The following is a 12,930-nucleotide window of genomic DNA, read 5'->3' on the forward strand; positions in this document are numbered from 1 at the left end:
AGAGGCCCGGCCGCCTGGGAGGCGGCCGGGCCCTTGGCCCGGGACGGCGGTGCGCCGTCGCGTGCGCGCGGTGGGGACTAGAAGGTGAGGTTCCAGGCGTCGATGCGGCCCGTGTCCTGGGTCGCGATGTCGCGGACGCGCAGCTTCCAGGTGCCCGCCGCCGTCTCGGCGGAGGCGTCGACCGTGTACGTCTTGACCACGTCGTCGCCGCTGTCGCCGTTGGCGAAGTCCTCCAGCGGGTACACCGTGCCGTCCGGGGCGACCAGCGACAGGACGAGGTCGCCGCGGTAGGTGTGCTTGACGTCCACGCCGACCTTCAGGGCGGCGGGGGCGTTGCCGGTGAGGCCGGTGACCGAGATGGGGCTCTCCACGGTCGTGTTGTCGGGGACGGCCACGTCGGTGAGGTTCTCGAAGTACCGGCCCGGCGCGGGCGGCGTCGTCCCGCCGGAGACGGCCTTCAGCGCGTCGGTCTGGCCCTCGCCGAAGAAGCCGTTGTTCGCGGTGGTGCCGGTGCAGCGGCTGTCGGACGGGCAGGCCGTGTCCGTCGCCTGCGCCGCCAGCCGGGCCCGCAGGTCGGCCGGGGTGAGGGCCGGGTTGACGCTCACCATCAGCGCGGCGACACCCGCCACGTGCGGGGACGCCATGGAGGTGCCGTTCATGTTGCCGTACTTGCCGCCCGGCAGCGTGGAGTACACCCCGTACGAGCCGTCACCGCCCGGCGCGGCGATGTCGATGACGCCCTGGCCGAAGTTGGAGTACGACGCCTTCACGTTGCCGCGGCCCATGGCGGCGACCGTCACGACGCCCGGCAGCTCGGTCGGGATGTCGAGGCACGCGTTGGTGATCCGGCGCGTCACCGGGGTCGAGTCGTTGGGGCTGGAGGTGTCCGTGGTCTTGTTCGCCAGGTCGTAGTTGGAGTTGCCCGCCGCGGCGACCTGGAGGGAGCCCTTGCTCTCCGCGTACGCCTGGGCCCGCCGGACGCCCTCGATGATGGCGGCCTGGTCGGGGTCGTCCGGGCAGTTGAACATCCACGGGTCGGTGTAATAGCTGTTGTTGGTGACCCGGAAGCCGTGGTCGCCGGCCCACATGAAGCCGCAGATGGTGTTCTCGGCGTAGAACATCGACGTGCCGGGCTCCGCGATGCGGACGGAGGAGATCTTCACCCCCGGCGCGACGCCGACGACGCCCTTGCCGTTCTTCGCCGCGGCGATGGTGCCCGCGACATGCGTGCCGTGGGTGCCGACGTCGCGCCAGGCGCCGGCGCGGGTGTCGGCCTTGCCGTAGGCGCAGGAGACGGAGTCGGCGGCGTTGAAGTTGGGCGCGATGTCCTGGTGGAGGTCGTCGACGCCGGTGTCCAGGACGCCGACCTTCACGGTGGCGGAGCCGGTGGTGACGGCCCACGCCTGGTCGGCCTTGATCTGGGTCATGTCCCAGCGGTTGGACTCGGTGAGCGTCGTCGGGCTCTGCGCCGGGGAGGCGGGGATCGCCGGGGCGTACGCGTCGGCGGGCACGTCCGAGGTGCGGGTCGCGCCGACCTGCTGCACGCCGGTGACACCGCGCATCGTGGCGGCGAACGACGTGGACGCGGAGTGCGCGACGACCACGCCGATCGCGTCGTAGTGGGCGAAGACGGTGCCGCCGTTCGCGGCGACGGCGGCGCGTACGGCCGAGGTGTCGCCCGGGGCGGTGATCACCAGGTACGCGCGGGTGCCCGCGGCCCAGGCGCCGGCCGGGGCGGCCGCGGCGGCCGGGACGGCGGCGGGCGCGGCGGCCGGTGCCTGCGCGCTCGCGGCGGCGGGGGCCGCCGGCACCGCGAGGGCGACGGCCGCGCCGAGAGCGGCGACGGCGGCCGAACGCCGGAGCCCGGCGGATATGTGGGGCAGCATGAGTCCTCCGAAGGCCGCCGACGGGTCGGGCCGGCCGGCCGGGTGAGAAGTGGTCGACGCGAAAGATCTCATTCATGAGCACGTCAAGGGAAGAGGTCTTTTCGCACAGGTTGTTCACCGGCCGGTCACCCGGGCTCCCCGAGCGTGTCCGGCACGCCGGACCGCGGATGCCCCGAGCGGACGGACGCGGGCGCAGCGGCCGCCTCGGCACGCCGGACCGGCCCCGACTCCCGTGTGGGGGAGGGGGCTTCAGCGCGCCGCTTCCGCCACGTCCCGGGCCAGTGCCGCGCGCAGCCAGTCGTCCAGGGCGCCGAACGTCGGCTCCGCCGTGGCGGCCGCCTCGGCCGTGAGCTGCCAGAAGCGGTCGATCCGGGGGTGGGCGACCTCGTCGAGGTAGCGGCTGAGCCGCCGCCGGAACTCCGGGGTGTCGCGGGCGGAGCGCATCGCGGCGTGGGCCGCCACGAAGCAGTCCAGGGCCTCGCCGCCCGTCGGCGCGCGGTCCGCCCGCACGTCCGGCGCTGCCAGCGCGAACGCCTCGGCGAGCCCGTCGTACAGCACGGCCGGACGGCACGTGCCCTCCGGGGTGTTCGCCACCGGCCGGCACACGCTGACCGCGCCGGCCGCGTCGGTCGCCAGCGCGTGCAGCCGGGCGAAGGCCAGTACCTGCGCGGGCGCCGGGTCGTCGGGCGGCGCCGGGACGGCCGCGTCCATGATCGAGGCGACCAGCCGGGCGGGCAGCCGCGGCGGCAGCACCCGGCGCAGGAACCGCGCCACCGGGGCCGTGCTGGGCGGGGAGTCCAGCGCCCCGATCAGCCGCAGCCGGTCGGCGCGCTCCTCGGCCGGGCAGTCCCGCAGCAGCCGCAGGGACGCCTCCCGCCAGCGCAACCGGGCCATGGCGGAGCCGAGTTCGCGCAGCCGACCCGCGACGGCGCCCTCCAGCGCCTCGCCCAGGGCGTCCTCGCGGTCCAGGAGCCGGCCCACCTCGGCGACGGGCAGGTCCAGGCCGCGCAGCGACCGGATCAGCCGCAGCCGGTCCAGCGCCCCGGCCCCGTACCGGCGGTGGCCGCCGGCGCTGCGGGCGGCTTCCGGCAGCAGCCCGAGCTCCGAGTAGTACCGCACCGTCTTCACGGTGGTGCCGGCCTGCTCGGCGAGCTCCCCGATGCTCCACGTCCCGTCGGCGGACACCGTCACCTCCCTCGGCGGGCCCCCACCGTACCGGGGCGGACAGGCGGCCCGGTACGGCGGGGGAGTGGCGGTGAATCGTTACGTCACTTCACGTTGACCGCGGCCCACGCCTTGGCGACGGCCTGGTACTCGGCGCTGTTCGCCCCGTACAGGTCGGTGGCCGCCTGGAGGGTGGCCGTGCGGGCGCCCGCGTAGTTCGTGCTGGACGTCATGTACACGGACAGGGCCTTGTACCAGATCTGGTACGCCTTGACGCGGCCGATGCCGGTGACGGGAGTGCCGTCGTAGGTCGGCGAGTCGTAGGAGACGCCGTTGATCGTCTTGGCGCCGCTGCCCTCGGACAGCAGGTAGAAGAAGTGGTTGCCGACGCCCGAGGAGTGGTGGACGTCCATGCGGGCCACCGAGCGCGACCAGAAGTCGGCGGAGCTGCCGTCCTTGCTGGGCTTGTCCATGTAGCGCAGCGGCGTGCCGTTGCCCCGGATGTCGATCTTCTCGCCGATGAGGTAGTCGCCCGGGTCGCTCGGGTTGTTGGCGTGGAACTCGACGGAGGTGCCGAGGATGTCGCTGGTGGCCTCGTTGAGGCCGCCGGACTCGCCGCTGTAGCGCAGGCCCGCGGTGCGGGAGGTCAGGCCGTGGGTCATCTCGTGGCCGGCCACGTCGATGGAGGTCAGCGGCTTGGCGTTGTTGGCGCCGTCGCCGTACGTCATGCAGAAGCAGCTGTCCTGCCAGAAGGCGTTGACGTACGCGTTGCCGTAGTGGACGCGCGAGTAGGCGGCCTTGCCGTCGCCCGCGATGCCGTTGCGGCCCAGCTCGGACTTGTAGAAGTCCCAGGTGAGCGCGGCGCCGTAGTGGGCGTCCACGGCGGCCGTCTGGCGGTTGGTCGGCAGGCCGTTGCCCCAGGTGTCGTCGGCGTCGGTGAACAGCGTGCCGGTACCGGACGTGCCGCCGCCCAGGTCGTACGTCTTGTGGCCGCCGCGGGCGGCGTCGGTCAGCGTGTAGCCGGAGCCGGTGGCCGTGGTGCCCAGCGGGACGGTGCCGCTGTACTGGCTGGTGCCGCTGCCGGTCTCGACGGCCTGGTAGGAGTACAGCTCCTTGCCGGTCGCGGCGTCCGCGATGACGTGCAGCTCGCTCGGGGTGCCGTCGTGCTGGAGGCCGTGGACGACCGTCTCGTACGCCAGGACCGGCTTGCCGCTCGCCGCCCATATGACCTTGCGGGGCGCGGCCGCGGACGGCGTGCCGGTCACCTCGTCCTCGGCGGCCGCGGCGGCCAGGGCGCCCTTGCGGGCGGCGGCCGGTGCCAGGGCGGCTTCGGTGTCCGCCACGGCGATCTTCGCCTGGGTCGCCTTGGTGACGCCCTTGGTGCGGCCGTCCTTGGCGGTGTGGACGACCAGGTCGCCGCCGAGCACCGGGATGCCCGCGTACGTGCGCTCGTAGCGGGTGTGCACGGTGCCGTCGGCGTCCTTCACCACGTCCCGGACGACCAGCTTCTCGCGGGCCGTGTCGAGTCCGAGGCGCTCGGCGGTGGCGGCGGCCCCGGCCTGCGCGGAGCGGATGGCCGCCACGCGGTCGGCGGCGGCGAGCGGCAGCGCCGTCGCGCCGGCGGCCCGGTCGAGGGCGGCCGAGCCGGTGGCGGCGTCACCGGCCGTGGCGGTACCGGACTGCACGCCCACCACGACCATGGCGGCGGTGGCGGCGAGGGCGGCGGCGCGCAGAGTACGCCGCGACGTGCGGGAGTTCGGGGACACGCGGTCTCCTTCTCTCGATCCGTGGGGGATGGGGATGCGGAGGAGACTGCCAGGAGACGACCATGGATTGACAGTGCTCAATCAAGTTCTTGACCAGCTCTTGTCCTGAAGGTGTGGTCCAACGTTCGCTCAGCGGACACCTGTTGGCGGTACGTCGGATTTTTTCGGCGTACGTCGCGATCGCCTCGTTCCGTCGCGGAACGACTCGTTCCATGGCGCGCTGTCCGGTGGTGGGCGGACGGCGCCCGATGCGCGGATACCGGCCACCGCCCCCCGGTGTACGGAAGCGCGCCCGCGAGGGCGCGCGGGCGCGCGTGCGGACCCGTGTCCCGGCGTGCGGGACGCGGGCACCCGCGTGCGGATGTGCGGCCGGGTGCGCGCGGGGTGCGGCACCGGCGGGACGTCCGGCCGGTGCGCCGGTCCAAGCCGCCGAAAACACCACCGAACCGGGCGAACGGAAAGCCCGCATATGCCCTTTCGAATAATCCGCTGGCACGCGGGGAAACCCTGGGTGCGAGCCCGGCCGAATGATATTGACAGTGTCGATCACGATACGGGTTAATAAGCGCGAATGGCTTCAAAGAGCAGCTCGGCGCAGTCCCCGTCCGGACGGGAAACGAGCTGTTCCGCGGCCGGAGTGAGCAAGGTGAGTCACGGCGTGCGGCCCTCCGGTCGCGTGCTCGATACCGGCCTCCGGCCGAGAGCGGGCGAACCGGGGGAATGCGGACCGGGATTTCCTTCGGAGGGAGATCAATGCCCCATCTCGACCCTTTTACCGTTCCGGAATTTCATCTTCCCTTTGAGAACTCCAAGGACCCCGCGGGCGACCGCGCCAACGCCGAGGCGACCGCCTGGGCCGTCGAGCGGGGCCTGATAGAGACGGCGGCGAGCGAGCAGTTCGCGGGCATCGGCTTCGGCCATCTCTCCGCCCGCGTCAGCCGCGGCGCCCCCTACGAGCGGCTGCTCCTGCTCTCCCAGTGGATGGCCTGGTCCTTCGTCCTGGACGACCAGCACGACCTCCTCATCAGGACCGGCCGCGTCCAGGACTGGCAGCCCCTCTCCGACGCCATCGCCCTCCATGCCACCGGCGCCGCGGGGGCCGGCGTGCCCGGACCCGCCCGCGACAACCCCCTCGTGGCGTCCTTCGCCGAACTCTGCGACCGCATCCTGGCCGGCATGACCCCGCTACTGCGGGACCGCTACCGTCGCCATGTCCCGCGCATGCTCCGCTCCCTCGACGAGGAGGCCGCCAACCGGCGCCCCGGACACCGCCCCACCGTCGAGGACTACATCCAGACCCGCCGCCACAGCTCCCAACTCCTGCCCATGATGGACATGGTGGAGGCCGACCAGGGCATCGAGGTCCCCGAGCACCTCCATCGCAGCCCCGCCCTGCGGGAGCTCCTCTTCAGCGCCATCGACGTCATCTCCTGGGGCAACGACGTCTTCTCGCTCCCCAAGGAGTACTCCTGCGGCGACACCAACAACCTCGCCGCGCTCCTCGCCGCATGGCACGGACTCACCCTCCCCGACGCCGTACGGGCCGTGGAGCGGCGTATCCACGACCGCGTCGAGGAATTCCGCGCCGCCGCCCGCGACCTGCCCCGCGCCCTGGACGCGCTCGGCGTCACCGACCCGGCCGCCCGCACCGCCGTGGAACACCGCGTCCGCGGGTACGAGGACTGGATGATCGGCGCCGACCTCTGGCAGCGCCACGACTGCACCCGGTACCGCGACGAGCGGTTCGCCGCCGGGCTCGAAGCCGCCTACACCCGCCCGGACCTGGTCTCCGTGACCTGAGGGGACATCCCATGACCGACACCCGGCACACCCCCACCACCGCACCCGGCCGCGGGAGCACGGCCGGACGCGCCCCCGTGGCGCCCGGACGGCTGCCCGTCCTCGGCCACGCCCTCCAGCTCTCCCGGGGACCCATCGCCTTCCTGGAGTCGCTGCGCGGTATCGCCCCCGTCGTCCGCGTCGACCTCGGCGGCTGGCCCCTGCACGTGCTCACCGACCCCGCCCTCATCCACACCGTCCTCGTCGGCGAGGCCCACAAGTTCGGCCGCGGCCGCATCTTCGAGAAGCTGCGGCCCCTCTTCGGCAACGGCATCGCCACCACCGACGGCGCCTTCCACCGCAAGCAGCGCCGCCTCATGCAGCCGGCGTTCCAGCGCAACCGCATCTCCCGCTACGCCGAGCTGATGTGCCGCGAGGCGGACGCCATGGCCGCCTCGTGGACGGAGGGGCGGGAGATCCGCGTCGACCGGGAGATGCGCCGCTTCGCCCTCTCCGCCGTCGCCGGGATGATCTTCTCCGGCGACGTGGACCAGCCCGCCGTACGCGAGGTCCACCGGTCGTTCCCGATCATCCTGGAGGGCATGCTCGTCCGCACGGTCATGCCCAAGGCCTTCGACCGCCTGCCCATCCCCCTCAACCGGCGCTTCAACGCCGCCGCCACCCGCCTGCGCTCCATCATCGACGAGGTCGTCGCCGAGCACGGCCCCGAGGACCGCGGCCGCGACGACCTCATCTCCCTGCTCCTGGCGAGCAAGGACCCCGAGACCGGCGACACCATGAGCGCCGAACAGGTCCGCGACGAACTCATCACCATCCTCTTCGGCGGGACCGAGACGGCGTCCACCACCCTCGCCTGGATCTTCCACGAACTCGCCCGCCACCCCGACGTCGAGGCCCGCGTCCACGCCGAGATCGACGAGGTCGTGGGCGACCGCCCCGTACGCCCCGAGGACCTGCCCTCGCTCACCTACACCAAGAGGGTCTTCGAGGAGTCGCTGCGGCTCCACTCGCCGCTGCTGTTCACGAGGCGGCCGCTGACCCCGGTCACCCTCGGCGGCGTCGACATCCCCGCCGGAGCCGAACTCGCCTACAGCCCCTACGCACTCCACCGCGACCCGGAGCTCTTCCACGACCCCACCGCGTTCGACACGGAGCGCTGGAACGACACCGATCCGTCCCGTGTGCTGCCGCGCCTCGACAGCTTCATCCCGTTCGGCGCCGGGCAGCACAAGTGCATCGGGGACGCCTTCGCCGTGGCGGAGATCCTCACCGCCGTCGCGAGCGTCGGCCGCCGCTGGCGGCTCAGGCCCGCACCCGGCTCCACGGTCAAGGAGGTGCCCGCGGGCATCCCGCTCCCCGACGCCCTGCCGATGATCCCCGTGGCCCGCGACTGAAACCCGGTCCCGGCGGCAGCGTCAGCGAAGGATACAGCGTTCCCCTCATATGAGTGGCGATATTCCCCAAAGAATGGTCCGCCAGGGCAACTTCCCGCTGTCATGCCCCTAGACTCGGCCGCACGCGCTGGAGGGGGCACGTCATGACAACGGCCGGAGAGCAGCGGGGACGAGACACGGCCCCGCTGCTGGAACGGGAATCCGAGCTCGAAGCGATCGAGCGGTCGCTCGACGGCCTGTGCGGCACCTCGCCCGACGGCGGGCTCACCGCCCGCCAGGGCGGGGTGATCGGATTCGCCGGACCGGCCGGAGTCGGCAAGACCACACTGCTCAAACGCCTCCGCCGGCTCGCCCGCGAGCGCGGCTGCACCGTGCTCTGCGCGAGCGGCGGCGAGCAGGAGCGGCAGGTCCCGTTCCATGTGATGCGCCAGTTCGTCCAGCCCGTCTTCGCCGCCATGCCCGAGGACGAGCGCCGCCAGATCCTCGGCGACTGGTACGACATCGTCGCCCCGGCCACCGGACTGTCCGCGCCCAAGCCCGGCGCCAGCCCCGACCCGCAGGGCGTCCGCGACGGACTCGACTGGGTCGTCACCAACCTCTCCGTACGCAACGGACCCGTCGTCCTCACCCTCGACGACGTCCACTGGGCCGACCCCGAATCCCTCGCCTGGCTCACCGCCTTCGCCTCCCGCGCCGCCGAGCTCGGCATGCTCATCGCCGTCGCCTGCCGACCCGACGAACTGCCGCGGGAGGCCATGCGCCTGCACGCCCTCGTCGCCCGCGACCGCACCCTCGCGCACGAGCTGTCCCCGCTCACCTCCGCGGCCGTCAGCAGCATCATCCGCACCACCCTCGGACAGAACGCCGACGAACTCTTCTGCCGCGAATGCTGGGCCATCACCGGCGGCAACCCCTACGAGGTCGTCGAACTCACCGAGAAGGGCCGGCGCCGCGGACTCGTCCCGCGCGAGGAGAGCATCCCGCAACTGCGCGACCTCGCCTCCGCCGTCAAGGGCAAGGGCCTCATCGAACGGCTCGAACAACTCGGCCCGTCCGCCAGCCGCCTCGCCTGGGCCGCCGCGGTCGTCGGCAGCGGCGTCCCCGCCGGCATCGTCGGGACCGTCGCCGCCCTCGGCGACTCCCCGCTCGCCGAAGCCGCCGCGCTGCTCGACAAGGCCCGCATCCTGCAGATCACCGACTCCCGCACGGAAGGCGAGCGGGTCGTCGAGTTCCACCACCCGCTGATCGCCACCGCCGTCTACACCTCCATCCCGCACGGCGTACGCGTCGGCATGCACGGCATGGCGGCCACCGCCCTCGTCGACGCGGGCCTCGGCGCCACCGCCGCCGCCCGCCACATCCTCGAACTGCACCCGGAAGGCGACCCGTGGGTCGTCCAGCAGCTGCGCCGCGCGGCCCGCGACAGCCTGTCCGCCGGCGCGCCCGATGCCGCCCGCCGCTACCTCGCCCGCGCCCTGCGCGAACCCCCGGACATCGAGGACCGCGCGCAGGTGCTCTTCGAACTCGGCTCCGCCAACCTGCCCCACGAGCCCGCCACCACGGTCAACCAGCTCCGCGCCGCCCTGGAGGAACCCAAGATCGACCCGGACCTGCGGGAAGCCGTCACCTACCGGCTCGCCCAGGCCCTCGCGCACACCGGCCAGATGGAGCAGGCCACCGGACTCCTCGCAGAGGAGGCCGGGAACACCACCAGCGCCAGGACGCGGCTGCGGATGCAGGCCGAGCAGTTCAAGTGGAACGCGGTCAACGCCGCGGACCCCGACGCGCCCGGCCGGTCCCGGCTGCTGTCCCAGTTCGCCAGGCACGTCACCGGCCGCGACCTCGCCGAACGGCACATCCTCGGCCTGCGCGCCTGGGACATCGTCATGCGCGGCGAGCCCGTCGCCCAGTCCCTCCACTACGCCGAGCGCGCCCTGCACGGCGGAATGAGCTGGACCGACCAGGACTTCGGCTTCGAGGTACCGGCCGTCGTCGCCCTCACACTGATGTACTGCGACCAGCCCGGCCGCGCCGAGGAGCTGTTCCACGAGGGCATCGCCGAGTTCGAGGCGAAGGGCTGGCGCGGCGCCCACCTCTCCTTCGCGTACACCCTCCTCGGCTACATCCGCTACCGGCGCGGACGGCTCGCGGAGGCCGAGGACTTCGTCCGCAGCGGACTGCAGATCGCCGACCGCGTCGACCGCGGCATCCCCGCCCAGCTGTACGCGATCGGCACCCTCATCGAGACGCTCCTCGCCCGCGGCCGCACCGACGAGGCGCAGCGGATCGCCGACCGCTACCGCTTCGGCGAGGAGAATCCCAAGACCGTCGTCTACCCCGACCCGCAGGCCGTCAGGGGACGGCTCCTGCTGGCCGGCGGCAGGACCGACGAGGCCGTCCAGCAGCTCACCGCCGTCGGCCGGCGGCTCCGGCAGCGCGGCGCCCACAACCCGGCCTGGAGCCCCTGGCAGCTGGACCTCGCCCTCGCCCTGGCCGACCAGCGGCCGGACGAGGCCCGCGAGCAGGCCGACGAGGCCGTCAACCGGGCCCGCGCGTTCGGCACCGCCGCGCCATCGGGCAGGCCCTGCGGATCGCCGCCGCGGTCGTCGAACCGGCCCGCGCGATCCCGCTGCTCGACGAGGCCGTCGGCCACCTGGAGCAGTCGCCCGCCGCGTACGAACTGGCGCAGGCGCTGGTCGACCAGGGCACGGCGCTGCGCTCCATGGGCAACCTCGACCAGGCCGCGCAGCAGCTCTACCGGGGCATGGAGGCCGCCGTCGCCTGCGGCGCCGACACCCTCGCCGCCCGGGCGCGCGAGCAGCTCTCCGCCGCGGGGCTGCGGCCCCGGCGCCCCGCCCACGCCGACCGGGACACCCTGACGACCCGTGAGGAGTCGGCGGCGCTGCTGGCCGCGGAGGGCCTCGACAACACGGCCATCGCCGGGCGGCTGCGCAGCGACGAGCAGACCGTTTCCGAGGTGCTGTCGGCGGTGTTCACCAAGCTCGGCACCGACCGGCTCGGACTGCGCCGCGCCCTCGGCCTGTGAACCGTCCCGGCGCCCCGCCGCGGGGCGCCGGGCTCAGGGGGCCGTCGGGTCCGGCTCCGCCTGCGGCTGAGGATGCGTGACGCGCAGCTTCGACTGGCCGTGCGGCAGCCGCTCCCAGTCGTCCATGAACCGCGCCTGCAGCCCGTGCCGCCGCGCCAGGCGCACCAGCGTCTCGGTCCGGTAGTAGAAGTCCTCCCGCAGCACCTGGTGCTCGCGCCCCTCCGTACGGTCGTACGTGAAGTCGAAGAACCCGCCCGGCGCCAGCACCCGCCCCACGTTCGCCAGGCACTCGTCGATCACCTCCAGCGGCGAGTGGGAGAACACGCTGTGCGCGTGGACCACCGTGAACCAGCCGTCGGGGAGGAAGTCCAGCGTCAGGTCGTCCACCGGCGTCAGATACGGCATCCGGTCCTGCAGCCCGTACCGCACCAGCGTCCGCTTCGCCTCGATGAGGATGTCCGGCGAGATGTCGATCCCGTAGTAGTGGCCCGGCTCCAGATGCTCGATGAACCGCCACCCGGCCCGGAGATTGCCGCAGCCGATCTCCAGCATCCGGTCCTGCGGGCGCAGCCCGTGCTCCAGCAGGTAGTCGAACTGCATCCGGCCGATCGCCAGCCACCGCTCCCGCGACGGCCCGCCGCCCACCGCCGCCTCCGGGCTGCGCGCCGTGTCGCTGGCCATCACCGCCCGGTAGTACGCCACGTGGTCGCCGCCGCTGCGCAGCCGCAGCCACAGATCCCGCCCGGCCCGCCGCACATACGGCACGACCCGCTCCGGATGGCTCAGCGCGTACCGCACCTTGTACGACGCCTTCGACCGGTCCCTCCGCGTCCCCGCGGACCCGCTGCGCGACATGGCGTCCTCCCGGTGGTGTCTCCCAGATGCGGACCACTGCCGCTCCACCGTGCACCGGCGGCCGCGCGCCGCGGCGGGGACACGCCGTGCTAGCCCGCCCAGTGCCCCGGCCGCCGCAGCGTCGCCGGGATGCGGGTCGCACCGTCGCCGTGGGCGGCCGTCAGCTGCGGCTGGGTCAGGAACAGCGCCCCCGTCAGGTCGGCGCCCGACAGGTCGGCGTCCCGCAGGTCCGCGCCGATCAGGTCCGCGTCGCGCAGGTCGGCGCCCGACAGGTCCGCGGCGATCAGATAGGCGCCGCGCAGGCTCGCGCCCCGCAGTTTCGCCCCGCGCAGCCGCGCCCCCATCAGATCGGCACCCCGGTGGTCCTTGCGGCGCCCCGGTACGGCGGCCCTGGCCAGTTCGCTCGCCCGCAGCAGCAGGACGTTCACCTCCGCCCGCAGCGCCGGCACGTCCAGCGCGAGCAGCGATCCGGCGTCGCCGCGCGTCAGGGCGTCGATCTCGTCGTGGCGGCGCCGCAGCTCGCGGTGGACGGGCCGCGCCGCCGGCAGGTCCAGGGCCTCGGCCGCGTACCGCAGCAGCTCGTGCAGCTGCCGTACGACGGGGAAGACGGCGAACATCTCGCGCGCCGCGTCCGGCTCCGCACGCCAGTCGCGGCCGCCGAACGTCACCTGCGACACCTTCTGTCCGGCGCCGAAGCAGTCGAAGACCGTGCAGCCCGTGTAGCCGCTGTCGCGCAGCCGCGTGTGGATGCCGCAGCGGAAGTCCGCGCCGAGGTTGCCGCACGGCGTGCCGGCGGGCTTGTCGGCGGCGAAGTCGGCCGACCTGGCGAAGGGCAGCGCCACACAGCACAGCCCGAAGCAGTCGGCGCAGTCGGCCCGCAGGTCGGAGCGTTCGGTGTGCGGGACGCGGGGGGACGGGGCCTTCACGGCGGTGGGTCTCCTAGGTGCGGGCCGCCGCGGGGCCGCGCGGGGCGGTCCCCGCCGGGCGCGCGTTCGGGTCGTCGGGCGGTTCGGGAAGCT

General features: G+C 73.5%; 9 protein-coding genes. 4 read left to right on the forward strand and 5 right to left on the reverse strand.

The annotated features are described in order from the left end of the window. Positions 1-77 precede the first annotated feature (77 nt). From ACSUPT_RS27305 to ACSUPT_RS27315, 3 genes are all read right to left on the reverse strand, one after another. Positions 78-1,886, reverse strand: coding sequence for a S8 family peptidase (locus tag ACSUPT_RS27305; RefSeq protein WP_399218265.1), 1,809 nt, complete (start codon positions 1,884-1,886; stop codon positions 78-80). Positions 1,887-2,135: 249 nt separating this feature from the next. Continuing rightward, positions 2,136-3,071, reverse strand: coding sequence for a MerR family transcriptional regulator (locus ACSUPT_RS27310; protein WP_436945932.1), 936 nt, complete (start codon positions 3,069-3,071; stop codon positions 2,136-2,138). Between the two features lie 83 nt (positions 3,072-3,154). Then, positions 3,155-4,750 (reverse strand): M4 family metallopeptidase, encoded by a 1,596-nt coding sequence (locus tag ACSUPT_RS27315; protein ID WP_403504597.1) that lies wholly within the window; start codon positions 4,748-4,750, stop codon positions 3,155-3,157. An 819-nt stretch (positions 4,751-5,569) separates the two neighbouring features. Here ACSUPT_RS27315 and ACSUPT_RS27320 point away from each other — a divergent pair. The 4 genes from ACSUPT_RS27320 to ACSUPT_RS27335 all read left to right on the forward strand — a co-directional run bounded on the left by ACSUPT_RS27320 (position 5,570) and on the right by ACSUPT_RS27335 (position 11,056). After that, positions 5,570-6,616 carry a terpene synthase family protein gene (locus ACSUPT_RS27320; protein ID WP_361663053.1) on the forward strand — a complete coding sequence of 349 codons (1,047 nt, stop codon included), beginning with the start codon at positions 5,570-5,572 and terminating at the stop codon, positions 6,614-6,616. Positions 6,617-6,627: 11 nt separating this feature from the next. After that, positions 6,628-8,010 carry a cytochrome P450 gene (locus ACSUPT_RS27325; RefSeq protein ID WP_399218267.1) on the forward strand — a complete coding sequence of 461 codons (1,383 nt, stop codon included), beginning with the start codon at positions 6,628-6,630 and terminating at the stop codon, positions 8,008-8,010. A 143-nt stretch (positions 8,011-8,153) separates the two neighbouring features. Continuing rightward, positions 8,154-10,889, forward strand: coding sequence for an ATP-binding protein (locus ACSUPT_RS27330; protein ID WP_436945934.1), 2,736 nt, complete (start codon positions 8,154-8,156; stop codon positions 10,887-10,889). Then, positions 10,775-11,056 (forward strand): LuxR C-terminal-related transcriptional regulator, encoded by a 282-nt coding sequence (locus ACSUPT_RS27335; protein WP_436945935.1) that lies wholly within the window; start codon positions 10,775-10,777, stop codon positions 11,054-11,056. The genes ACSUPT_RS27330 and ACSUPT_RS27335 overlap by 115 nt, the downstream gene beginning before the upstream one ends. A 33-nt stretch (positions 11,057-11,089) precedes the next feature. Here the strand turns inward: ACSUPT_RS27335 and ACSUPT_RS27340 are convergent, their stop codons facing one another. Then, positions 11,090-11,911: a class I SAM-dependent methyltransferase gene (locus ACSUPT_RS27340; protein ID WP_365727615.1), complete on the reverse strand. Its 822-nt coding sequence runs from the start codon at positions 11,909-11,911 to the stop codon at positions 11,090-11,092. 89 nt (positions 11,912-12,000) lie between these two features. Then, on the reverse strand, positions 12,001-12,837 hold the full coding sequence (locus tag ACSUPT_RS27345) for a pentapeptide repeat-containing protein (RefSeq protein ID WP_436945938.1): 837 nt from the start codon (positions 12,835-12,837) through the stop codon (positions 12,001-12,003). Between the last annotated feature and the right edge of the window lie 93 nt (positions 12,838-12,930).

The sequence above is a fragment of the Streptomyces sp. SudanB25_2051 genome, from assembly GCF_964272635.1.
GTDB lineage: Bacteria > Actinomycetota > Actinomycetes > Streptomycetales > Streptomycetaceae > Streptomyces.

Coding starts and splice junctions, on each gene's coding strand:
- ACSUPT_RS27305 (WP_399218265.1), bottom strand. CDS start 1,886: ATGCTGCCCCACATATCCGCCGGGCTCCGGCGTTCGGCCGCCGTCGCC.
- ACSUPT_RS27315 (WP_403504597.1), bottom strand. CDS start 4,750: ATGGTCGTGGTGGGCGTGCAGTCCGGTACCGCCACGGCCGGTGACGCC.
- ACSUPT_RS27320 (WP_361663053.1), top strand. CDS start 5,570: ATGCCCCATCTCGACCCTTTTACCGTTCCGGAATTTCATCTTCCCTTT.
- ACSUPT_RS27325 (WP_399218267.1), top strand. CDS start 6,628: ATGACCGACACCCGGCACACCCCCACCACCGCACCCGGCCGCGGGAGC.
- ACSUPT_RS27330 (WP_436945934.1), top strand. CDS start 8,154: ATGACAACGGCCGGAGAGCAGCGGGGACGAGACACGGCCCCGCTGCTG.
- ACSUPT_RS27335 (WP_436945935.1), top strand. CDS start 10,775: ATGGAGGCCGCCGTCGCCTGCGGCGCCGACACCCTCGCCGCCCGGGCG.
- ACSUPT_RS27340 (WP_365727615.1), bottom strand. CDS start 11,911: ATGTCGCGCAGCGGGTCCGCGGGGACGCGGAGGGACCGGTCGAAGGCG.